This window comes from Peptostreptococcus sp. (assembly GCF_036639115.1).
Classification (GTDB): Bacteria; Bacillota; Clostridia; order Peptostreptococcales; family Peptostreptococcaceae; genus Peptostreptococcus.
Map to the genome: position 1 here is coordinate 383,512 of NZ_JAVWJH010000001.1, position 23,369 is coordinate 406,880.

Genomic DNA, 23,369 nt, shown 5'->3' on the forward strand with positions numbered 1-23,369 from the left:
AAACTATTAAAATAATTGGAGGAACGGTATATGTCAAGTAGTCAACAAAGGGCGGAACTTCAGGCACAGATTTGGAAAATAGCCAATGACGTCAGGGGTTCAGTAGATGGATGGGATTTTAAGCAATATGTCCTAGGGACTCTTTTTTATAGATTTATAAGTGAACATTTTTCTAGTCATATGGAAAATGGTGATGCATTTAAATATGCGGATCTTTCAGATGATGCAATAGGTAAAGATATACAAGATGATGCAATTAAATCAAAGGGTTACTTTATATATCCTAGCCAAATTTTTTCAAATATAGCTAAAAATGCTAATACAAATGAAAGTTTAAATACAGACTTGGCAACAATATTTTCTTCAATAGAAAGTTCAGCAAATGGATATCCATCAGAGCAAGAAATAAAAGGACTTTTTGCTGATTTTGATACAACAAGTAATAGGTTAGGAAATACTGTAAAAGATAAAAATAGTCGCTTGGCTGCAGTAATAAAAGGTGTTGAAGGTCTAAAGTTAGGAAATTTTGAAGAAAATCAAATTGATCTTTTTGGTGATGCCTATGAATTTTTAATATCAAATTATGCAGCAAATGCAGGAAAGTCAGGGGGAGAATTCTTTACCCCTCAATGTGTTTCTGAACTTATCGCTAAGCTTGCTATACACAAGCAAGAAAAAATAAATAAAATTTACGATCCAGCAGCTGGATCAGGGTCATTACTATTACAAGCAAAAAAACAATTTGATGATCACATAATTCAGGATGGTTTTTTTGGTCAAGAAATAAATCATACAACTTATAACCTTGCACGTATGAATATGTTTTTACACAATATAAACTATGATAAATTTAATATAAGCTTAGGAAATACACTGACGGATCCAAAATTTGGAGATGATAAACCTTTCGATGCGATAGTTTCAAACCCACCTTATTCAGTAAAATGGATAGGAAAGGATGATCCAACTTTAATAAATGATGAAAGATTTGCTCCAGCAGGGGTACTTGCTCCAAAATCAAAAGCTGACTTTGCTTTTGTACTTCATAGTCTTAGCTATCTATCAAGTAAAGGACGTGCAGCTATAGTTTGTTTCCCAGGTATTTTTTATAGAGGTGGAGCAGAACAGAAGATAAGAAAATATTTAATTGAAAATAATTTTATTGAAACGGTTATTTCACTAGCACCAAATCTTTTCTATGGAACTTCAATATCTGTAAATATATTAGTGTTATCAAAAAGTAAGTTGGATAATAATGTTCAATTTATAGATGCAAGTGGAGAAGATTTCTATAAAAAAGAAACAAATAATAATATTCTGACAGAAAAACATATAGAAAATATTATAGATATATTTGATAGCAAAGAAGATATTGATTATGTTTCAAAATCAGTTACACCTAAAATAATAGAAGAAAATGATTATAATCTATCTGTGAGTAGCTATGTTGAGGCAAAAGACACTAGAGAAGTAATTGATATAGTAGAACTTAATAAAGAAATAAAATCAACAGTTGAAAAAATAGATACTTTAAGAATAGAAATAGATAAAATAATTGAGGAGATTCAATCATGATAGATGAAAAATTTATGAAAGAACTTCTTGATGGAGTGGAAGTTCAGTGGAAGACATTGGGAGAAGTAATTGATGTAATTACAGCGCCAGAAAAAGTAAAACGAGAAATGTATCGTGAAAAAGGTAAAATACCTATTGTTGACCAGGGAATTAAGTTTATAGCAGGTTACACAGATGAAGATATAAAAACTGTGAAATTTGAAGAATGCATTATATTTGGAGATCATTCAGAGCATATTAAATATGTAAATTTTGAATTTATTCAAGGGGCTGATGGGTTAAAGATTCTTAACTCTAAAAAAGATAATACCAAATATATATTCTATTCTTTTAAAAATTTTTATAAAAAAGAACTTAATTACAAAAGGCATTGGTCTTCAGCAAAAGAAACTTTAATCCCAATCCCACCTCTAGATATTCAAGAAAAAATTGTCAAAATTTTAGATAATTTTACAGAGCTTACAGCAGAGCTTACAGCAGAGCTTACAGCTCGTAAAAAGCAATATGAATACTATAGAGATGAATTATTAACTTTTGATGATAATGAAGTAGAATGGAAAAAATTGGGAGATGTTTCAAAAATACAGAGAGGAGCTTCACCACGTCCTATATCAAAATATATTACGAATAGTGATGATGGTGTTCCTTGGATAAAAATAGGAGATACTACATTAGATTCTAAATATGTAATTAAAACAAGTCAAAAAATTACAAGAGAAGGATCTCAAAAGTCTAGAATACTAAAGAAAGGAGATTTTATTATATCAAATTCTATGAGTTTTGGACGACCATACATATTGGATATTGATGGTGCTATTCATGATGGGTGGGCATCAATTAGTGATTTTAATAATGAATTTAATTCGGATTTTTTATATCATTTATTGTCCTCTAATTTAGTTCAAAGTTATTGGTTAAGTAAAATTAATAGTGGTTCAGTAAGTAATTTAAATTCAGAGATTATAAAGTCGTTAATATTACCTATACCATCTCTTGAAGAACAAGAACGTATTGTGTCCATTTTAGATAAGTTTGATACTTTGACTTCATCTATAACTGAAGGTTTGCCTCGTGAGATAGAACTAAGACAAAAACAATATGAATATTATAGAGATATGTTGCTTAATTTTCCAAAAGAAAAAGAAGATAAATAGATTTTAAAATATTAAAGACCTTCTTGAATTTTATAAATCTGTTTTAAAGATATTTGAAGGAGAAATATATGTATACTTATAAGACTGTTGCAGAATCAAATAATTTTATAGTTTTAGACAAATTTGATAAGTCTTTACAGGTTTGTGAGAGTTATCAAAATGAATATGATTTGGAAAGAGAACTGATTGAAGATTTAAAGAATCAGGGCTATGAATATCTTCCAAATTTAAGAAGTCCTGAAAAAATGTTAGAAAATGTTCGTGTACAATTAGAAAAATTAAATGATGTGAAGTTTACTGATGCTGAATGGATTAGGTTTTGTGATAGCTATTTAGATAATCCAAGTGATACTCCCATTGATAAAGCTAGAAAAATTCATAATGATTATATTTATGATTTTGTTTTTGATGATGACCATATTCAAAATATTTATCTAGTTGATAAAAAGAATGTTGGAAATAATAAAATGCAGGTTATTTCTCAATTTGAACAAGTAGGTAGCTATGCGAATAGATATGATGTTACTATTTTAGTGAATGGCTTACCCTTGGTACAGATTGAACTCAAAAAACGTGGGATAGCTATTCGTGAGGCTTTCAATCAGGTACATAGATACAGTAAGGAAAGTTTTAATTCAGAGAATTCATTGTATAAGTTTTTGCAGATTTTTGTAATTTCAAATGGTACGGATAGTAGGTATTTTGCAAATACTACGAAAAGGGATAAAAATAGTTTTGATTTTACTATGAACTGGGCAAGGGCAGATAATACTTTGATTAAAGACTTAAAGGATTTTACAGCTACATTTTTTGAGAAGAATACTTTATTAAATATTCTGTTGAAGTATTCTGTTTTTGATATTAATGATAATCTTTTGATTATGCGTCCATATCAAATTGCAGCTACAGAGAGAATTTTATGGAAGATTAAGAGTTCCTATATCTCTAAAGCTTGGAGCAATTCTGATAGTGGTGGATATATTTGGCATACAACTGGATCTGGTAAAACGCTTACTAGCTTCAAGGCTGCTCGTTTAGCTACAGAGTTAGATTTTATAGATAAGGTATTTTTTGTTGTAGACAGAAAAGATTTAGATTATCAAACTATGAAGGAGTATCAACGTTTTTCTCCTGATAGTGTCAATGGTTCAGATAGTACAGCAGGTCTGAAAAGAAATATAGAAAAAGATGATAATAAAATTATTGTTACAACAATTCAAAAATTGAATAACCTTATAAAAGGTGAAATAAATTTACCTATATATGACAAACAAGTTGTTTTTATTTTTGATGAGGCTCATAGATCACAATTTGGAGAGGCTCAAAAAAATATTAAAAAGAAATTCAAAAAGTTTTATCAGTTTGGATTTACAGGAACTCCTATTTTTCCAGAAAATGCTTTAGGTTCGGAAACTACTTCATCAGTGTTTGGTAGAGAGCTACATTCTTATGTGATTACTGATGCTATTCGAGATGAAAAAGTTTTAAAGTTTAAAGTTGATTATAATGACGTCAGATTAAGATTCAAATCTATTGAGATGGAGCAAGATGAAAAGAAGCTATCGGCAGCTGAAAACAAGGAGGCTCTTTTACATCCTGAGAGAATTAGAGAGGTTTCAGAGTATATTTTAGATAATTTTAGGACAAAAACTCATCGTCTAAAGGGGAATGGAACAGGATTCAACGCTATGTTTGCTGTAAGTAGTGTAGATGCTGCTAAACTTTATTATGAGTCGCTCAATAAATTACAGGAAGATAGGGATAATCCACTTAAGATAGCTACAATTTTTTCTTTTGCTGCAAATGAAGAGCAGATGTCTATTGGTGAGATTTTAGATGAGAGCTTTGAACCTTCTGCAATGGATTCAAGTGCGAAGGAATTCTTAAGCTATGCAATTAAAGATTACAATAAAATGTTTAGGACAAACTATAGTGTAGAAAGCAATCAATTCCAAAATTACTATCGAGATCTTGCTAAGAGGGTTAAGAATAGAGAGATTGATTTATTAATTGTTGTGGGAATGTTTTTAACTGGCTTTGATGCACCGAGGCTAAATACATTGTTTGTAGATAAAAATCTTAGATATCACGGTTTGATGCAGGCATTTTCAAGAACAAATCGTATTTATGATGCGACTAAAACATTTGGAAATATCGTCACTTTTAGAGATTTAGAAAAGGCGACAGTAGATACAATTACACTTTTTGGAGATAAAAATACAAAAAATGTTGTTCTTGAAAAAAGTTATAAAGAATATATGGAAGGCTTTGATGACTTACTGACTGGAGATACACATAGAGGGTATCTCGATATTGTAGGGGAGTTAAATAAGAAGTTTCCTAGTACAGAGGATATTGTTACTGAAAAGGATAAAAAAGAATTCACTAAATTATTTGGAGAATACCTCCGTGTTGAAAATATATTACAAAATTACGATGAATTTTCAATATTAAAGAGCTTACAAGATATAGATATAGAGGATACTGAAGAAATAGAAGATATAAAAAATCACTATGCTATAACAGATGAAGATATATGTCATATGAGGGACATAGAAGTTCCTAGTGAAAGGTTAATTCAGGACTACAGGTCTTCTTATAATGATATTAGAGAATGGGCTAGACATGATAAACTTTCAGAAAGAATGGAAGAGAGTTCTATTGAATGGGATGATGTAGTGTTTGAAGTAGATCTTTTAAAATCTCAAGAAATTAATTTAGATTATATACTTGAACTTATTTTTGAAAATAACAAAAAAACAAAGGATAAGGAAACACTTGTTGAAGAGGTACGTCGCCTTATTCGTTCTAGTGTTGGAAATCGTGCAAAAGAAAGTCTAGTAGTTGATTTTATAAATAAAACGAATTTAGATGGAATAGAGGATAAGGCTAGTATTATAGATGCTTTCTTTTCATTTGCTCAGGCTGAGCAAAGTCGTGAGGCAGATGAATTAATAGAGGATGAAAAGCTTAATGAAGATGCAGCGAAAAGATATATTTTAAATTCATTAAGGAAAGAATATGCTAGTGAAAATGGTACTGAACTCAATGAAGTACTTCCTAGAATGAGCCCTCTTAACCCTAAATATCTAACAAAGAAACAAGGTGTTTTTCAAAGAATATCTAGTTTTGTAGATAAATTTAAAGGTGTGGGTGGAAGTCTTTAATAAGGATATAATTGAATAAAAATATAAAAGCTAGGATATAAGTTATTTTAATTATTAAGATACTTTATAGCCTAGCTTTATTTATAAAAACTTTTAGAAAGTATTAGTATTATTGCGAATAGTTGATAGAAAAAGAATTAAATGTTTAATATATAATTAATTATCTTGCAGTTCACCATCAATTTCAAGCAATATCAATGTAACATAGTCGTCCCTATTTTTTGTGCCAATCTCAAATATCATATACTCCTCATAGGCGTTGGCTCCAAGCTTTATATTGTGTTCCTCTGCGTACTTGATAATCTCTTTATAGATCTTATCAATATCATTATAGCTACCTTTGTAGTAGACCTGTAGATAGTAACCTTCTTTTCTTATGAGAGTATCATTACCTTCATCATAATTGTTAGTCTTTGTATAGATATAAGAAAAATTATCGAGCTTTCCGTCTAGTATATTTTTAACGGTAAGTGATGTTCCTAGAAAGTCAATCATACTTGTATTGTTATTTTTTCTAAATTCAATCAAAGTTGTTTCAAAGTTGGAGAAGGAGTTGTCGTCATTCATAGATGTACTGCGTATAGCTTTCATAGCTTTATGATAGACTATTTCAATTATATTGTACTCTGAGGACATTGCACTTTCCGTTAGCTCTTTAAGAGAATCTATTTCACGTTTAGTATTTTCAAGCTTTACAATTTCTTTAGCTACATCTTCAGATTTTTGCTCCAAGAGTTCTACTAGTTTTGTTGGATTTCTTTCATCCATAAATTTTTTAATTTCTTTTAGTGGCATTCCTAGTTTTTTTAAAGCAGATATAATGGAAAAAGTATCTATTTGGCGGAAGGAATAGTAACGGTAGCCATTTTCTTTTGTGATTTCAGGTTGAAATAGACCGATCTCATCATAATGGAATAAAATATGCTTGGCTATTCCACATATATTTGCAAACTGTCCTGTTGTCAAATATTCACTTTTATTTTCAGACATATAATAACCTCAATTCTAAATTATATTTTAAAGATTTGATTTTTATGGTCAATATTTTAAATAAAAAATTATTTCTTGACTATAAGATAACCTTATAGTTTATAATAGAAAAACAGTCGTCTGCTGTCAAGTATTATGACTGAATTATTATAAAGAAGATAAAGGGGTTATGTTATGAAGTTAATGTTAAAGTATCTAAAAAGATATCCGAAACTAATCCTGTTAAATATAATAGGTATTCTCAGCTTTGTTATAGTACAGCTTGGAATTCCAACTATTATGGCATGGATAATTGATAATGGAATAGCGAATGGCGATATAAGATATGTCAAAAATATGGGGATTGTAATGTTGATTGTATCTATTATTGGAGGTTTAGGTACGGTTTTACTAACTTTTGCCTCATCAAGAATTTCAACCTATATGATTCGAGATATTAGAAATGATGTTTTTGCTCATTCACAGAAGCTTTCACACACAGAATACAATAAATTTGGTGTATCATCAATGATTACAAGAACAACTAATGATGGATTTCAATTAATGCTATTTTCTAATATGTTGTTTAGAACGGCACTTTTAGCACCAGTAATGATTGTTATTAGTGTTTTTATGACTGTTAGAACAAGTGTTGACTTGTCTTTGATTATAGGGGCAAGTTTACCATTTATAGTTGTGGGAGTTATTATCCTTGCAAAGTTAACTGGTCCACTTTCTGAGAAACAACAAAAGGGAATGGATCAATTAAATCTTATTTCAAGGGAAAATTTAACAGGAGTTCGTGAAATTAGAGCTTTTAGAAAAAGTGAATTTGAGGCAGAGCGTTTTTCACAAACTAATGAAGAGTATGCGACTAACTCAAAGAAATTATTTAAAATAATGTCTTTTACGCAACCAGCATTTTTCTTATTATTGAATTTTGTAATGATAGCAGTATTTTGGATATCAAGTTTAATGATTGATAAGGGTACTCTACAGATTGGTCAGTTGGTTGCATTTTTAGATTATCAGTTCCACGCTATGTTATCGATTATGCTATTTTCAATGGTGTTTGTAATGTATCCAAGAGCACAGGTATCTGCTAACCGTATTCAAGAATTACTCGATGAAAAGTCGTCAGTTAAAAGTCCGAAAGAGAATAGTGTTGTAGATACTTTGGATAAAAGTAAAGGAAGCCTAGAATTTGATAATGTTAGTTTTCAGTATCCAGATGGAGAGCTAGCTGTTTTAAATAATATATCGTTTCTTGCAAATAAGGGTGAGACAGTAGCATTTATAGGGAGTACAGGAAGCGGAAAGAGTACATTGATTAATTTAATTCCAAGGTTTTATGATGTTACAAGTGGTTCAATTAAAATTGATGGCTTAGATATTCGTTACTATGAGCTCAATAAACTACGTCAAAAAATTGGTTTTATACCTCAAAAGGCTTTTTTATTTAAGGGAACTATTGAAGAAAATATTAGATTTGGTAAGGAAGATGCAACAGAAGAGGAATTAAAGCATGCAATTGAAATAGCGCAGGCAAAAGATTTTATTGAAAACAAGCCAAATAAATTAGAGGAATATATAAGTGAAGGTGCAAAAAATATATCGGGAGGTCAAAAGCAAAGACTTTCTATCGCTAGGGCCTTGATAAGAAAGCCTGAAATTTATATTTTTGATGATAGTTTTTCTGCTCTTGATTATAAGACAGATGCGGCTTTACGTTCAGCACTAAAAGAAGAAACAAAAGAATCTATTGTTTTTATAGTTGCACAAAGGATTAGTACAATAATGGATGCTGATAAGATAATAGTATTGAATGAAGGAGAAGTGGTTGGAGTAGGCACTCATAATGAACTACTAAAATCTTGCAATATATACTATGAAATTGCAGAATCACAATTAACAAAGGAGGAACTAGGACTATGAAGAAACTCTATCCATATATAAAGCCATACTTGAAATTTTTTATAGTTGCTATATTTCTTACTTTGGCATATTCTATATTTTTATCGGCAGCACCGATGGTTGAGGGATTTATTACAACAAGGCTTAAAGATGATGTTGTTGATATTATGAACAAAGTACCGGGAGCAAGTATAAGTTTTGCTTATATTATTAATATATTAAAAATATTATTTCTTATATATATGGGAAATGCAATTTGTAACTATGGATCACAATATTTTTTGACAAACGCTATTCAAAATACTATGCGTGATCTGAGAAATGATGTGCAAAAGAAAATTGCAAAATTACCAATTAGTTATTTTGATAAACGTACGGTTGGAGATATCTTGAGTATCATCTCAAATGATATAGATACTATATCAAATGCACTACAGCAAAGTTTGTCGAAAATATTGAGTGCTTTTTTGTCTATTACTTTTGCTATAGCACTAATGTTTTATATAAATCCAATTATGGCTATAGTCGCAATTTTGCTGATACCAGGAAGTGCTATTATTATGAGATTTATTATGAAACATTCTTCTGATTTATTTAAAAGCCAGCAGGAGGCACTTGGAAGTTTAAATGGATACATTCAAGAAAGATATACAGGAGTAAATGAAATAAAACTCTATGGAAAGCAAGAAGATTCTATAGAAGAATTCAAGGATATTAATAGCAATCTCTGTGAAAATGGATTTAAGGCACAATTTATATCTGGGCTAATGTCTCCGCTAATATCTTTGATTACATATATAGCAATTGTAGCAGTTTGTATATTGGGTGCTGTATTTACAATTACAGGAGCTATCACAATAGGACAGCTTCAGGCATTTGTACGTTATATGTGGCAGCTAAATGAACCACTAGAGCAGGTAACACAATTATCAGCATCAATTCAATCTGCTATGGCAGCATCTAAAAGAGTGTTTGAATTTTTATCAGAAAAAGAAGAAGTGCCAAAAGTTGACAGCCCTATAAAGTTAGACAAGGTAGAGGGAAATGTTAGTTTTGAAGAAGTATCTTTTGCATATAATAAAGATAAAGAGCTTATTGAAGATTTAAATGTCAATGTAAAAAGTGGGCAGATGGTAGCCATTGTTGGACCAACAGGTGCAGGAAAGACAACTCTTATAAATCTTTTGATGCGTTTTTATGACGTTAATAAAGGTGCTATTAAAGTTGATGGTGTCAACATTAAAGATATGAAAAGAGATGATTTACGTTCAATATTTGCTATGGTTTTACAGGATACTTGGCTCTACAATGGAACGATTGCTGACAATATAAAGTACGGAAAAGAAGATGCAACACAAGAGGAAATTATAAATGCTGCAAAAATTGCAAATGTGCATCATTTTATTAAAACGCAACCTGATGGATATAATATGATACTAAATGAAGAATCTTCAAATATATCTGCTGGTGAAAAACAGCTTTTGACAATAGCAAGAGCATTTTTAGCAGATCCAGCAATTTTAATTTTAGATGAGGCGACTAGTTCAGTTGATACTAGACTAGAACTAATGCTTCAGACAGCTATGAAAAATATTATGGAGGGGAGAACTAGCTTTGTAATTGCCCATAGACTTTCAACAATTAAAAATGCAGACCTAATCCTTGTTATGAACAATGGAACTATTATTGAACAAGGAAACCATAATGAATTAATGGAAAAGAAGGGCTTTTATGAGAAGCTGTATATGAGTCAGTTTCAAAATCAAGCATAGGCTTTTATAGAAAAAAGATGTTAGTATCTTATAATCTAAAATGATATATATGGTTGTGATTTTTCACTTAATTATGTAAAAGAAAAATTGACTGTATAGATAAAAAGAGTGGGTAGATAAAAATACCCACTCTTTTTTTGTGTTTAAAAAAAATTAAAAATTCTAAAAAAAGAATACTATTAGTTTTAGCTATAACAAAATATAAGATTATAACATTTCTCTATAAGCATTATGATTTGATTAAGCTATCAAGATAAAATGTTAAAATAGTAGTGTAATTAAAATAGAAGGGGGGATTATATGAAAAATATAGGAATAGATATAGGTTCAAGTTGTGCAAAGGTATGCGTAATGGACGATGATATTATAGAAAATAATTTTATGCTTCCAACTGGATATAATTCAAGAAAAACAGCCGAAGATATTAGACAAATGCTTGAAAAAAGTGGGATAGATATAGAAAATTCAAATATAATGGCAACTGGATATGGAAGGGTATCAGTTCCATATGCCAATGAGATAATGACTGAAATATCATGTCATGGAAAAGGTGCATACTATTTATTTGGGGAAAACGCAACAGTAATAGATATAGGTGGACAGGACACAAAGGTTATCTCACTAAAGAAGGGTCGAGTAATGAAATTTCTTATGAATGATAAGTGTTCTGCAGGAACAGGAAAATTTATAGAGATAATGTCAGATAGATTGGGGCTTACATTTGATGAGCTTGAAGAAATAGCTGCAAAGGGCAAGGAAACTACAATCAGTTCAATGTGTACAGTGTTTGCAGAGTCTGAGATAATTAGCCTCATAGGTGAGGGAACTCCCAGAGAAGATATCGCAAACGGTGTAATAAATTCGGTTGTGGAAAAAGTAGTTCAGCTTGCTGCTCAGATTCCAGCAGATAAATATATACTAACAGGTGGTTTTTGTGAGAATGATTACTTTATAAAGGAGCTTTCAAAAGCTCTTGATGGACCTGTTTATTCAGATTCGAAAGCAAGATTTGCTGGAGCGATAGGGGCTGCAGTTTATGCAGGAGAATTAGAAGATTAAAATTTTGATGATTAAAGGAGAAATAATGAAGGATTTAAGTTTACCAAAGAAATTTGAAGAATATATAGATGTAAGAAAAGAAGGTTTTATAAGGGCAATGGATTATAAAAAAAAGGGAGGTAAAATTGCAGGATGTCTTTGCACATATACTCCACAAGAAATATTGGATGCAGGTGGTATAGGAAATGTTGGACTTTGTGGCACAAGTAATGAGACAATCCCTGATGCAGAGAAGGTTCTTCCTAAGAATCTATGTCCTCTAATTAAATCTACTTACGGATTTGCAATGACTGAAAAATGTCCATATACATATTTTTCCGATATTATAATAGGAGAAACAACTTGTGATGGAAAAAAGAAGATGTATGAATTACTTGGAGAAATAAAGGATGTTCATATAATGCATCTTCCACAGGGAAAAGACAGACCATATATATATGATAATTGGTACAATGAATGTGTCTATCTTAAAGAAGTTCTAGAAAATAAATTTGAAATAGAGATCACTGAGGAAAATCTTAGAGAAGCTGCTAAAAAAAGAAATGAGTTAAGAAAATTATATGTAGAAATGTATCAGCTTCAAAAGAATATCCCTCCAGTAATGAAGGGTACGGACATAATGATAGCCATGCAGAAGGGAACATTTGCCCTTGATGTGGATACTCAGATAGAAAATATAAAAGAGTTGATAAAAGAATCAAAAGAGAGTTATTTTGAAAAAGGAGAAAGACCTGTATCAAAAAAAGAAAAAAGAATATTGATAACAGGATGTCCATCTGGAGGATTGATTGAAAAGGTGGGAATTGCAATAGAAGAAAATGGTGGAGTAATAGTATGCAAGGATGACTGTGGAGGAGAAAGAACAAATACTCAGATGATAAATGAAAATGCTGAAGATATAATGAGAGCTATATCAGATAGATATATGGAAATAAATTGTTCAGTATTCACACCTAATGATGCAAGAATGAAAAATACTGTAAACATGGTTGAAGAGTATAAGGTAGATGGAGTAATAGAGCTGGTACTTCAGGCATGTCATACATTCAATGTAGAAGCCACTAAAATGGAAAGAGCAGTAGAAGATGTAGGTGTACCTTACATGAAGCTTGAAACAGACTACTCAACAACAGATAGCGGTCAGATGCAGACAAGAATAGCGGCATTTATCGAAATGCTATAAAACATTTAATATCTTAATGGATATATTCATAGCTAGAAATTTGGCTGTAACTATTTTCAAATAAAGTGAAAAAATTTAGAAATTTTTACTTTACTGTATATAACTATTACTTATAGGTATTATATTCTATTTAGGAAGAAAAACGAGTAAATTCTATAATTAAAAAACTATTATAGCAGTAAAAGCGTGTAGAATAGTTTATGTAAAACATGTAAAATAAAAAGAGCTATCAAAATAATCGATAGCTCTCTTTTCATTTATGGAATTGATTAGTTTTAAATGTATAAAATATATGGTTTCATATATTTAAATTTATATTATAATAGTCTGAGTTGTAGATAAGCTAAATTATAACTATATTGAATTACAAGCATATCATAGAAAAATTCATATTATATTTATAAACTATTGTACTTCTATTATTTCATTTAATTCTTTTTCGACAGCCTCGGATACTGAGTTTTCACCACCGACTATTATTGCCTTTTTAATGTTTTTATTTGATTGAATATATTCCTTAGTATCTTTATTTAGATGATTTGAATTAGTCAACAAAACGGCAGCGTTGTTTTTAGCAGCCAAAGGTCCAGCACAAAGTGCATCAGGGAAATCTTCTCCACTAGTTAAAACAATGGTATCTATATCCTTATTTAACATACTTTTATATGCCTTTGCAATCTCAACTGCTGTTTTGTAACGATCACTTCCAGCTAGTCTATTTTTTTCTTCTGCCTGCTTTGGAATTGAACTAGTACCTCCAAATATAATATAAGACATTTTTGCTACGTTATCATCATTTCCTTTATAAGGGAAGAACGATAAAAAATTAGATTTATAGCTATATTGATAGACAAATGGAGCCGCAGCTAAAGCATCTGCAAAGTTATGTGAGTTTACAACACTATATGAATCACCAATAGCTATTAGGTTTCTTATATTAAATGATTCAGTATTTATTTTATAGGCTGTTTCTATTCGATCTTTACCACTGATACGCTTAACATTAAAATTATTTCTTTTAAGAGAATTTTCTATTTCTGATGATATTGAATTTTCGCCACCCAATATATAAATGTTTTTTACATTGAGTCTACCGATCTCATCAAGAACTTTAGAGTCTAGTGTATCTTTAGTTGATAAAAATAAAGGACTGTTTAATTCAGCAGCAAATCGACCACCAAATAGTGCATCTGAGAAATTTTCTCCTGAAGCTATAACTACATCATTAGAATTATTAAAGAAATTCTCACTAACCGCTACAGACGTAGTGTATCTGTTACTAGAAGAAATTCTAGTGACAGAACTATCCTCAGCAAAAACACTTCCACTAATAAAAAATAGTGCCAATCCAAGACAGGTAAAATATTTAAAAATTTTGTTCATATTAAAACTCCTTTGTTATAAATTATTAATTTATTATTTCATTTAATTCCTTTTCGACAGCCTCGGATACTGAGTTTTCACCACCGACTATTATTGCCTTTTTAATGTTTTTATTTGATTGAATATATTCCTTAGTATCTTTATTTAGATGATTTGAATTAGTCAACAAAACGGCAGCGTTGTTTTTAGCAGCCAAAGGTCCAGCACAAAGTGCATCAGGGAAATCTTCTCCACTAGTTAAAACAATGGTATCTATATCCTTATTTAATATACTTTTATATGCCTTTGCTACTTCAACTGCTGTTTTGTAGCGATCACTTCCAGCTAGTCTATACTTTTCGTATTCATTTTTTGGAACAGATGATTCTCCTCCAAATACCATATAGGCCATTCCACGATTTGTATCTGTATCTACGGCAATTAAAGGTAATTTAGTAGTGTTTGATACATTATATGTATGCATAAATGGAACGGCAGACAAGGCATCAGCAAATATTTTTCCATTATATATTCCAGCTACATCACTTGCACCAAAAGTATTATAAAGCTTAAGTAACTGAGAATTTACAAGTTCTGATGTTTTATATCTATTTTCTCCAGAAATTCTTTCTAGCATTTGTGAATAAGGATTAATAGTTTTCTCTACTTTTTTCGAAATTGTGTTTTCTCCACCTATTAGAAATACATTTGGAAATTTAAAATCACCTAATGTAGATAACACATCTTCAGATATTGAGGATTTTTTAGTTAACATTAGTGGTGAATCATATTCACTCGCTAGAAATCCCGCAGATAAAGCATCTGGAAAACTTTCTCCACCAGCGATTACGCAGTATCGTACATCTGAATCACTACTTCTTAAATATTTAGTTATATTTAAAGAAGTTTCATATCGATCTTTACCTGAAATTCTCTCGACATTTTCATTGGCAGTTTCTTCTGCTAATGATGTTGCATTCATAGAAAACAACAAAAGAGAAGCTAGTGCAAAGATTGGTATCTTTTTACTTATTTTTTTCATTTTATTCTCCTTTTGAAACACAATAATTTTATACTAAATAAAATATACTCTTTTAAATAAAGTTAGTCAATAGTAAAAAGGTTTCATTATATTACAAAAGAATATACAAAAATATACAAAAAATATACAAAAAATACATCAATCTAAACATATAAAAATCTATACAAACAAACAAACAAACAAACATACATACATATAAGCATAGATTTAGAGTATCACTATTTTTAAGAAACATGTATATAACTACATATGCAGAGCAATCATAATTCAAATGATAGAAAAATATGAAAAATTGCTAGAGTATTAGATACGAAATTTTCAAACTTTTAAGCACAAAATCCCTAGCTCTTCATTTAAGAAAGCTAGGGATTTGAACTCATTACTATATGTCATGGATCTAGTTAAATATGATTGTATATACTTTTGATCTAGTACATAACTTAAACTGTATTGTAATTAAACTGTATTGTAATTAAACTGCATTGTAATTAAACTGCATTGTAATTAAACTGTATTGTAATTAAACTGTATTGTAATTTAATTGTATTGTTAAGTATAATTTTATTAATAAGAATATATAGTTTGTGTAAATATCCTATCAATAATGTATAAAACTTACATGGCTTGCTTGTGATTATCAGCAACGTATAAATCACGTGATGCTCCTAGGCCAGCTATCAAGCATGTAGCAGAAAATCCAATAAGAATGACAAGAGGCATTGACCAGTTGCTAGTGGAGTCATGTAAATATCCAAAGAACATTGGTCCAAAGGCAGCAAGTAGATATCCAATTGCTTGAGCCATGCCAGATAATCTAGCAGCTTCATCTGCATTTTTCGTTCTCAAATTGAAAAACATCATTGATAGGCTAAAGTTAAAGCCTGCTCCAATTCCAAGTATAATTATAAATAAAAATACAAATCCTGAATTTCCAAATAAAAGTAAACCTAAAAGCCCTATAATTACGCATACAGAACCCAAAGTGACCAAAGATCGCTGGCTTGCTCTACGCCCTGCAAGAACCGAACCAACAAATGTCATAGGTATTAGGGCAAGTTGCATAAGAGAAAGCATCCAACCAGCATTTCCAGAGCTCATACCTTGTTGAATCAAGATGTCTGGTAGCCATGCAACCATACAGTAAAAGACCATGGATTGTAGTCCCATGTATATAGTGACTTGCCATGCCAAAGGTGATTTCCACATACTAGTTTTCTCAGCAGTAGGCTTATGTTTATTAATTGCTTCATTAATTTCTGTGCTTGCTTTAAATTCATCTGATATTTTGCTAGTGTTGGTCAAATTTTCTAGGTCAAATTTTTCTTGTCTTTTTCTTTTTAGTTGAGGAATCCATATTATTATTGATACAAAGCTAAGTATTGCCCAAACTCTCAAAGCTCCTGACCAACCTAATCCCAAACCTAGCGCTAGTGGGATACTGATGCCAGATGCAAGTGCTGCAAAAATATTCATAAAAACTGAGTAAAGACCAGTCATAAGACCTATTTGTTCTGGAAATTCCTTTTTAATGAAACTAGGTATTAAGACATTACCCACTGAAATGGATAGACCTATTACTACTGTTCCTAAAAATAGGCCAAAACCAGCTGACCATGAACGTAGTAAAATTCCTACTGTAAGCATGATTACTGAGTAAAATATTACCACTTCGGTTTCAAACTTACGAGCAATAGCAGGTACTAAAGGTGAGAATAAGGCAAAGGCAAATAAAGGTAGTGTGGTGATCATCCCCGCCAATGTATTTGAAATATGCAGACTTTCTCTTATTAAACTAACCAAGGGGCCAACAGATGTTAAAGGTGCCCTTAGGTTTGCAGCTATAAACAAAATACCTATAATCATTATCATTGAACTGCTTTTTTTTGAATGTGAATCTAGATTCTTTCCGTTTTTATTATTTGTTTGATTCATTTGTAAAATTTCTCCTTAAAAATATTATTATTCTTTTTAAAATGTTAATTATTGTGAAATAATTTATTGTATCACTTAAAATAATGAGAAAAAATATTCATTATAGTTATTGAAATTAGTAATAATAAAAACTACTTAAATAAAAGGGATGAATAACTTCAAAAATTAATGATATTTAAAGCTACTATAATTTGTGAGATTTATTACTAATAATAAAATATTTATCTAAATAAAATTATTTTTTAACCAAAAATGCTATATTTGTAAGTAATTTTACCTTTTTCCTATTATCTAAAATTATAACAGTTAATTAATAACTGTTTAATAACTAAAACTTATTTGAATAAGGCGATTTTTACTTAAAAGAAGTCATGAAAGTTACAAAATGCATCTATACATATTTAACAGGTTACATATAAACTCATAATTTATATATAAGTACGTTTTTATCTCAATTTTATTATTATTTTTTCAATTTAGTCTTAAAATTCACTTATGTGTATATGTACCATACACTTTGATAAAAATATTAGTTTATTTTTTAATTTTAAAATTCTCAACTTCTATTATTAAAAAATTCAATAATAGAAAATTTATGTGGGTTTATTAAAGGGAGAATATAGGTAATTAGTCAAGATTTCCCATAAAATCCCTTTATCAGACCTTTTCTAGTGCTTTTTTAAGACATTATTATAGTTTTATATTATTTTATAGATACAATATAAATGTATTCCTCTGCTAGAACTATTATTACTACTCTTAATTCTTATTGATGGTTCTTATTGCTACTAATTATTGATGGCTATTATCACTAATAAAATCTTTATAAATATTCAAGATGATAATTAGTTCTTAAATTAGTAGCATCAAAAGATTTATCAAAAAGAGTATAAGTAAAATATAGTTATAAAAAATTATTATTCATCAAAATTTTTAACTTTATCTATCATATCTATTAAAAAAGATGATAAAAATTCTAACTCTTCCTCAGAAGCATCTTTCAATTCGTCCTCAACCATATTGTTTAGTACAGAATGGTAATGCATATGGTTTTTATGAGCCATTTCTCCCTTTTCAGTCAAACTCAATGAATATCTAGATAAATTAAGATCATCTATTTCCTTTAGAACTAGAGCCTTTCTCTCTAGTTTTTTGAGAATTTCGGAAACTGCCCCTTTTGTCACTCCCAAAATATCAGCTAATCCACCAACGTGAATTCCAGGGTGTTCAGCAATAGTCATTATTACATGTATTTCAGAGTAAAAAATAGGAACATCTGTCCCATAGTAACGGGTCTTTTTGTCTAGATTTACCAAAGAAATTGCTAACTGTAGAGAATCATATGCAATCTTATGTTTTTTGTTTGTTATTTTTTCCATATCAATAGTATATGGTTGCTATACGCTTTTGTCAAGTAAATATTTAATTGAAATACAAGCATGTAAATAAGAAATTTTACAGTAAATTAAAAGTTTAAAGTTTAATATAAAGATAACTTGCTCTAAGGTAATTATGAAAAAAACATATTATTATAAATTGAGATTAATCAATCCTAACTCAGAATAATAATCATTAGACTTTAGATAAAAGATGCAGTATACTTTGTGTAGTAAGTAGATTGTAGTTTACTATTAAGAAAGGATATATAAAGTTTAGAGGAGACTAATTCAAATGGATTACATAAACCATCTTTATGGTAGGAGTGATAAAAAGATAAAAGAAATAGCTGACGGAACTATTTATGAATATAAGAAAAATGATAAAGAAAAATATGTTGTGACGGAGTATGAATTGTTTAAAGGTGTGAAGGTTTTTTATAATGATATCCACATAGGTGAAATTACAAATAGAGTATCAAATGATAATTTAAGTGGGAAAAGATACGAAATAAATCATTGTAGAGAAGGACGATTTGAATGTGTTCTTAAAGATGGAACTATTACATATATGGAGGCTGGTGATTTTGCAATTAACTTAATAAGTAATAGGGCAATAGAGTCAGTGTTTCCGATAAGTCATTACCACGGGCTTACATTTTATATAATACCATCAGAGTTTGATGAAGAACTGTTGTTTTTAGAAAAAATGTTTGGATTAAAATATAATGATATTTTGGAAAGCTTGTGTTCTGAAAATACTTTATTTATTAAAAGGGCTACCCCAGAAATACAACATATATTTTTTGAAATGTATAGAGTTCCAAATGATATTATAATTTCCTATTTAAAGGTAAAGTTTCAGGAATTATTTCTATATCTCACAACAGTTGATAAAAATATTGCATACGATGAAAGAGCCTACTTTACAAAAAGTAATGTAGATGTAATGAAAAAAATTCATGAGTATATTTTAGATAAATATTATGAAACAAATACTTATGAAGAACTTTCGCTATTATTTAATGTTGGAACAACAACTATGAAAAATTGCTATAAAAGTATATATGGGGAGTCTATAAGTGACAGTATTAGAAAGAAAAGATTGGAAACAGCTGCGAATTTATTAAAGAATGCTAAGATATCTGTTACTGATATAGCAATTAAAATAGGATATGCGGATCACTCTAAATTTTCGAAAGCATTTAAAAAAATGTATAATATAACTCCATCCGAGTATAGAAAAATATCTAATGGGGCACAAGATGTCTGATTAGACAAGAAAGATAGTTTTGATGATGATAATATAGACATTGAAATGAAAATAGGAGGAAATGTTTATGGAAAAATCAAAAAAACTATCGGTAAAAGACTTGGCGACGATAGGAATATTTTCAGCAATAATGATTGTGGTTTTTATAGTATTTTCAATGATTACAGGAGCATCATTATTTTTTAATATGATATTCAATGCTGTTTTTGTTGCATTAATTTTGGGACCCTTCTTTGTTTATATGTCAATGAAAGTAGGAAAGCCAGGAGTAGCATTGATTTATAATATTTTACAAGCGGTTCTAGCAACAGTATTTATGGGACCATTTATGATTCCTTGGTTCCTTGGAGCAGGTATCATTGCAGAGCTTTCTATGTTAGGTGGAGATAGCTATAGAAATATTAAAAGAATTACAATAGCATGGACTATTACTTCACTTGCAAGAGCAACACATGGAATGAGTGAAATATGGTTCTTTAAAAAAGCATTTTTAAAAACTGGGGTATCCCCTGAACAGTTTAATCTTCAAACTCAGTACTATACAGATGTTAAATGGGTTATAATTTCCCTTGCACTGACTGTAGTAGCGGCTACAATTGGATGCTATTTAGGGAATAAAATGACAGAAAAACATTTTAAAAAGACAGGTATTATTAAGTGATAAGATTGGACTTTCGCTCCAAACTTACAGTATTCCTAAGTACAGTATTTTTGGCATCGATTTTATCCAAAGATACTGTATTTTTTTTACTTACCGCTATTTTGCTTTTATACTTGTTTGTATCAGGATATGGCAAATTCACAAAAAAAATTACGATAGCTATTTTTTTAGTAGCTGTGCTAAGGGTTCTATCTAGAGGTAATGGATTCGGTATACTTTTACCCGAAATGTTTCTCTTTATTATACTCAGAACATTGGTAATCATTTTATCGGTGATTCCAATTATAAAAACGCCACCAGGAGAACTTATGGCGGTTATGAAAAAACTAAAAGTACATAGAAATATTTCTCTTCCATTGATATTCATGATGCGTTTTTTACCAGTTATAAAAAGTGAGTTCTCAGAGATTATTGATTCTTTAAAATTAAGAGGAATGATTTCTATAAAAAAGCCCTTTACAACTATGGAATATTTATTTGTACCAATGATGTTTTCTGCATCTAAAATTGCAGAAGAACTAGCTGCAGCTTCAGAAGTTAGGGGGATATCTTCAAAGGGAGTTCAGACATCTAGAAGAGAGATTAAATTTAGAAGAAAAGATTTTATTGTACTTTTTCTTACGATTTTTCTTACGATAGGCTTATATTATATGGAAAGGGTAGTAATTATATGATCAAATTACAGAATTTATATTTCTCATATTTGCAAAATGATAATTATAATCTTAAAGATATAAATTTAGAAGTTAAAAAGGGAGAGGTAGTGGCCTTGATTGGATCAAGTGGTTGTGGTAAAACAAGCTTGACCAGAATAATAAATGGACTTGCATATAAATTTTATGAAGGAAATGTTGAAGGAAGCATATTGATTGATGGGATGAATCCTTATGATAAAGAACTTTATGAAATTGGGAAAAAAGTAGGTTCTATATTTCAAAATCCAAAAAGTCAGTTTTTTGCAGAGCTTGTTGAGGATGAAATAGCTTTCGGCTTAGAAAATAATGGAGTAGAAGCTGAGAAAATTTCTGGGAAAATAGAATCGGCATTAGATTCGATTAACGGGAAAAAGTTAATTGATAAAAACTTGTTCCAACTGTCTAGTGGAGAAAAGCAAAAAGTAGCTATTGCATCAATAAATGCTATAGACCCTCCTATATATGTATTTGATGAACCATCTGCAAATCTTGATATGGAAAGTGTAGAATCATTGAAAGGGTTGATGTCATCCTTAAAGAAGGCTGGGAAAACTATGGTAATATCTGAGCATCGTATATACTATCTCAGAGGAATTGTTGATAAATATTACTTTATAGAAAATGGAGAAATAACTGCTTGTTATACAGAGGAAGAGTTAAGTAAAAAATCAAGCGGTGAATATGAAAAATTAGGTTTGCGGACATACGAGTTGGATTCTATTAGTCCTACATTCGAAAAAATAAATGGAAAAAACACTTTTAAGTTGGAAGAATTATATTTTTCATATAAGGGAAAAGAGATACTTGAAAATTTAAACTATAGCTTTGTAAGTGGTAACATATATGGCATAGTTGGTGAAAATGGTATAGGAAAAAGTAGCTTATCAAAGATTCTGAGTGGCTTATTAAGGGAGAAAAAAGGGGCCATATACTATAATGATAGAAAACTAAAAAAATCAGATAGAAGAAGGATAATTTATTATTTGTCGACTAATCCAGATAGTAATTTATTTGAAGTTACCCCTGAAGAAGAGTTAAAATTGAACGATATAGATGTAGATGCCAAAAAAATTCTTGAGGATTTTCAATTAGAAAATACCAGTGATTTGCACCCACAGATTTTATCTGGTGGCCAAAAACAAAGGTTGACTATAGCTGCAGCAGAGCTATTAGAAAGAGAAGTATATATATTTGATGAGCCGACAAGTGGTTTGGATGGTAAAAATATGCATTTAATTGCAAATAAAATAAAAGAACTAAAGAAGAAAAATAAAATTGTAATTGTTATTTCTCACGACTATGAATTTTTAATGGAGTCATGCAACCGCATTTTGAGTTTTAACGGGAGCAGCCTTGAAGAAATCAGTGATTTGAAAGATGAGATTAGCATATTGGATATATTGAAAGGGAATATTAAAATTTGAAAAATATTACTGAAAATAAACTAAAAAAATATAGATTGATAAAAATATAAAAATTTCTAGTTAAAACTATCAATCAGCCTAGATTATAACTAAAATCATTAAAAATAAATTGAAAATATTATCCCTATATTTATATAAATATAGGGATAATATTTTTTGATTGCTTTTATGTTGCGAATAGTAACTATAAAGATATGTTTTGCTTAGAATAACAAGTAATGGTATCTGAAATTTATTGTACAAAGGATTATTTGTTACGAATAGTACTAAATAGATTCACTATGATGACTTAATATTATTTTGATGATAATATAGATTACATATAGTAAGGGGTGAGGCTAATGGATGATTTAGATTTGGAAATTATTAGTATTATTAGCAAGAATGCTAGAATATCTCATGAGGAAATAAGTAGGATGCTTCATATTTCAAGGCAGGCAATCCATCAAAGAGTAAAAAGGTTAGAAGAAAGTGGTGTAATAAAAGGATATAAAAGTATAATTGATTGGGATAAGCTAGGAGAAAGTACTAGAGCGTATGTTTATATAAAAGTGAATATGTCAAATTTTAAAGATGACATAAAAGAATATGTTGGAATAAAAGTTCCTAATCTAGTCGTAGAGGAGTGTCAAAGAATACATGGAGATTGGTGTGTAGTATTTAAGGTAAGGGCAAAATCTACGATGGATATTACAAATTTTATTGATCAGTTGTGGAAAGTAAAATCTACAATGGATACTTCAACAACTTTTATTTTATCAACAATAATTGAAGATGGAGTAGAATAAATATATATTGAAAGGATTATAAT

The 23,369-nt window shown here is 29.8% G+C and carries 17 protein-coding genes; 12 read left to right on the forward strand and 5 right to left on the reverse strand.

All coding sequences use genetic code 11. The annotated features are described in order from the left end of the window. Positions 1 to 30 precede the first annotated feature (30 nt). The 3 genes from RR561_RS01585 to RR561_RS01595 all read left to right on the forward strand — a co-directional run bounded on the left by RR561_RS01585 (position 31) and on the right by RR561_RS01595 (position 5,896). Positions 31 to 1,575 (forward strand): type I restriction-modification system subunit M, encoded by a 1,545-nt coding sequence (locus tag RR561_RS01585; RefSeq protein WP_332505665.1) that lies wholly within the window; start codon positions 31 to 33, stop codon positions 1,573 to 1,575. Continuing rightward, a complete protein-coding gene (locus RR561_RS01590) occupies positions 1,572 to 2,729 on the forward strand; it encodes a restriction endonuclease subunit S (protein ID WP_332505666.1) in 1,158 nt (385 codons plus the stop codon). Before RR561_RS01585 ends, RR561_RS01590 begins: the two co-directional genes overlap by 4 nt. Positions 2,730 to 2,797: 68 nt before the next feature. Continuing rightward, a complete protein-coding gene (locus RR561_RS01595; protein WP_332505667.1) occupies positions 2,798 to 5,896 on the forward strand; it encodes a type I restriction endonuclease subunit R in 3,099 nt (1,032 codons plus the stop codon). A gap of 156 nt (positions 5,897 to 6,052) precedes the next feature. Here the strand turns inward: RR561_RS01595 and RR561_RS01600 are convergent, their stop codons facing one another. After that, positions 6,053 to 6,886, reverse strand: coding sequence for a MerR family transcriptional regulator (locus RR561_RS01600; RefSeq protein WP_332505668.1), 834 nt, complete (start codon positions 6,884 to 6,886; stop codon positions 6,053 to 6,055). Between the two features lie 174 nt (positions 6,887 to 7,060). Between RR561_RS01600 and RR561_RS01605 the strand changes: the two genes are divergently transcribed. From RR561_RS01605 to RR561_RS01620, 4 genes are all read left to right on the forward strand, one after another. Continuing rightward, on the forward strand, positions 7,061 to 8,800 hold the full coding sequence (locus tag RR561_RS01605) for an ABC transporter ATP-binding protein (protein ID WP_332505669.1): 1,740 nt from the start codon (positions 7,061 to 7,063) through the stop codon (positions 8,798 to 8,800). Then, positions 8,797 to 10,551 carry an ABC transporter ATP-binding protein gene (locus RR561_RS01610; RefSeq protein WP_106776161.1) on the forward strand — a complete coding sequence of 585 codons (1,755 nt, stop codon included), beginning with the start codon at positions 8,797 to 8,799 and terminating at the stop codon, positions 10,549 to 10,551. Before RR561_RS01605 ends, RR561_RS01610 begins: the two co-directional genes overlap by 4 nt. A gap of 300 nt (positions 10,552 to 10,851) precedes the next feature. Next, a complete protein-coding gene (locus RR561_RS01615) occupies positions 10,852 to 11,610 on the forward strand; it encodes an acyl-CoA dehydratase activase (protein WP_332505670.1) in 759 nt (252 codons plus the stop codon). Between the two features lie 25 nt (positions 11,611 to 11,635). Continuing rightward, positions 11,636 to 12,793, forward strand: a complete 1,158-nt coding sequence (locus RR561_RS01620) for a double-cubane-cluster-containing anaerobic reductase (RefSeq protein WP_332505671.1) — start codon at positions 11,636 to 11,638, stop codon at positions 12,791 to 12,793. Positions 12,794 to 13,198: 405 nt separating this feature from the next. On the opposite strand, the gene RR561_RS01625 is transcribed toward RR561_RS01620, so the two are convergent. The 4 genes from RR561_RS01625 to RR561_RS01640 all read right to left on the reverse strand — a co-directional run bounded on the left by RR561_RS01625 (position 13,199) and on the right by RR561_RS01640 (position 18,508). Beyond that, a complete protein-coding gene (locus RR561_RS01625) occupies positions 13,199 to 14,176 on the reverse strand; it encodes a cell wall-binding repeat-containing protein (RefSeq protein WP_332505672.1) in 978 nt (325 codons plus the stop codon). A gap of 25 nt (positions 14,177 to 14,201) precedes the next feature. Continuing rightward, on the reverse strand, positions 14,202 to 15,197 hold the full coding sequence (locus RR561_RS01630) for a cell wall-binding repeat-containing protein (protein ID WP_332505673.1): 996 nt from the start codon (positions 15,195 to 15,197) through the stop codon (positions 14,202 to 14,204). 615 nt (positions 15,198 to 15,812) lie between these two features. Continuing rightward, a complete protein-coding gene (locus tag RR561_RS01635) occupies positions 15,813 to 17,129 on the reverse strand; it encodes a CynX/NimT family MFS transporter (RefSeq protein WP_332505674.1) in 1,317 nt (438 codons plus the stop codon). Positions 17,130 to 18,046: 917 nt separating this feature from the next. Then, complete coding sequence (locus tag RR561_RS01640; RefSeq protein WP_332505675.1) at positions 18,047 to 18,508, reverse strand: MarR family winged helix-turn-helix transcriptional regulator; 462 nt, start codon at positions 18,506 to 18,508, stop codon at positions 18,047 to 18,049. Positions 18,509 to 18,800: 292 nt separating this feature from the next. On the opposite strand from RR561_RS01640, the gene RR561_RS01645 reads away from it, so the two are divergent. The 5 genes from RR561_RS01645 (at position 18,801) to RR561_RS01665 (ending at position 23,346) form a co-directional block, all read left to right on the forward strand. Next, a complete protein-coding gene (locus tag RR561_RS01645; RefSeq protein ID WP_332505676.1) occupies positions 18,801 to 19,778 on the forward strand; it encodes a helix-turn-helix domain-containing protein in 978 nt (325 codons plus the stop codon). A 67-nt stretch (positions 19,779 to 19,845) separates the two neighbouring features. After that, a complete protein-coding gene (locus RR561_RS01650) occupies positions 19,846 to 20,439 on the forward strand; it encodes an MptD family putative ECF transporter S component (RefSeq protein ID WP_332505677.1) in 594 nt (197 codons plus the stop codon). Continuing rightward, positions 20,436 to 21,113 (forward strand): energy-coupling factor transporter transmembrane component T family protein, encoded by a 678-nt coding sequence (locus RR561_RS01655; protein WP_332505678.1) that lies wholly within the window; start codon positions 20,436 to 20,438, stop codon positions 21,111 to 21,113. Before RR561_RS01650 ends, RR561_RS01655 begins: the two co-directional genes overlap by 4 nt. After that, complete coding sequence (locus RR561_RS01660; protein WP_332505679.1) at positions 21,110 to 22,558, forward strand: ABC transporter ATP-binding protein; 1,449 nt, start codon at positions 21,110 to 21,112, stop codon at positions 22,556 to 22,558. Before RR561_RS01655 ends, RR561_RS01660 begins: the two co-directional genes overlap by 4 nt. 341 nt (positions 22,559 to 22,899) lie before the next feature. Then, on the forward strand, positions 22,900 to 23,346 hold the full coding sequence (locus RR561_RS01665) for an Lrp/AsnC family transcriptional regulator (RefSeq protein WP_332505680.1): 447 nt from the start codon (positions 22,900 to 22,902) through the stop codon (positions 23,344 to 23,346). The last annotated feature ends 23 nt before the right edge of the window (positions 23,347 to 23,369 follow it).

Excerpts from the sequence above, each read along its gene's own strand:
- RR561_RS01645 (WP_332505676.1), top strand. The coding sequence starts at position 18,801 with ATGGATTACATAAACCATCTTTATGGTAGGAGTGATAAAAAGATAAAA.
- RR561_RS01635 (WP_332505674.1), bottom strand. The coding sequence starts at position 17,129 with ATGAATCAAACAAATAATAAAAACGGAAAGAATCTAGATTCACATTCA.
- RR561_RS01625 (WP_332505672.1), bottom strand. The coding sequence starts at position 14,176 with ATGAACAAAATTTTTAAATATTTTACCTGTCTTGGATTGGCACTATTT.
- RR561_RS01585 (WP_332505665.1), top strand. The coding sequence starts at position 31 with ATGTCAAGTAGTCAACAAAGGGCGGAACTTCAGGCACAGATTTGGAAA.
- RR561_RS01600 (WP_332505668.1), bottom strand. The coding sequence starts at position 6,886 with ATGTCTGAAAATAAAAGTGAATATTTGACAACAGGACAGTTTGCAAAT.
- RR561_RS01650 (WP_332505677.1), top strand. The coding sequence starts at position 19,846 with ATGGAAAAATCAAAAAAACTATCGGTAAAAGACTTGGCGACGATAGGA.
- RR561_RS01640 (WP_332505675.1), bottom strand. The coding sequence starts at position 18,508 with ATGGAAAAAATAACAAACAAAAAACATAAGATTGCATATGATTCTCTA.
- RR561_RS01620 (WP_332505671.1), top strand. The coding sequence starts at position 11,636 with ATGAAGGATTTAAGTTTACCAAAGAAATTTGAAGAATATATAGATGTA.
- RR561_RS01660 (WP_332505679.1), top strand. The coding sequence starts at position 21,110 with ATGATCAAATTACAGAATTTATATTTCTCATATTTGCAAAATGATAAT.
- RR561_RS01610 (WP_106776161.1), top strand. The coding sequence starts at position 8,797 with ATGAAGAAACTCTATCCATATATAAAGCCATACTTGAAATTTTTTATA.
- RR561_RS01595 (WP_332505667.1), top strand. The coding sequence starts at position 2,798 with ATGTATACTTATAAGACTGTTGCAGAATCAAATAATTTTATAGTTTTA.
- RR561_RS01590 (WP_332505666.1), top strand. The coding sequence starts at position 1,572 with ATGATAGATGAAAAATTTATGAAAGAACTTCTTGATGGAGTGGAAGTT.
- RR561_RS01665 (WP_332505680.1), top strand. The coding sequence starts at position 22,900 with ATGGATGATTTAGATTTGGAAATTATTAGTATTATTAGCAAGAATGCT.
- RR561_RS01630 (WP_332505673.1), bottom strand. The coding sequence starts at position 15,197 with ATGAAAAAAATAAGTAAAAAGATACCAATCTTTGCACTAGCTTCTCTT.
- RR561_RS01615 (WP_332505670.1), top strand. The coding sequence starts at position 10,852 with ATGAAAAATATAGGAATAGATATAGGTTCAAGTTGTGCAAAGGTATGC.
- RR561_RS01605 (WP_332505669.1), top strand. The coding sequence starts at position 7,061 with ATGAAGTTAATGTTAAAGTATCTAAAAAGATATCCGAAACTAATCCTG.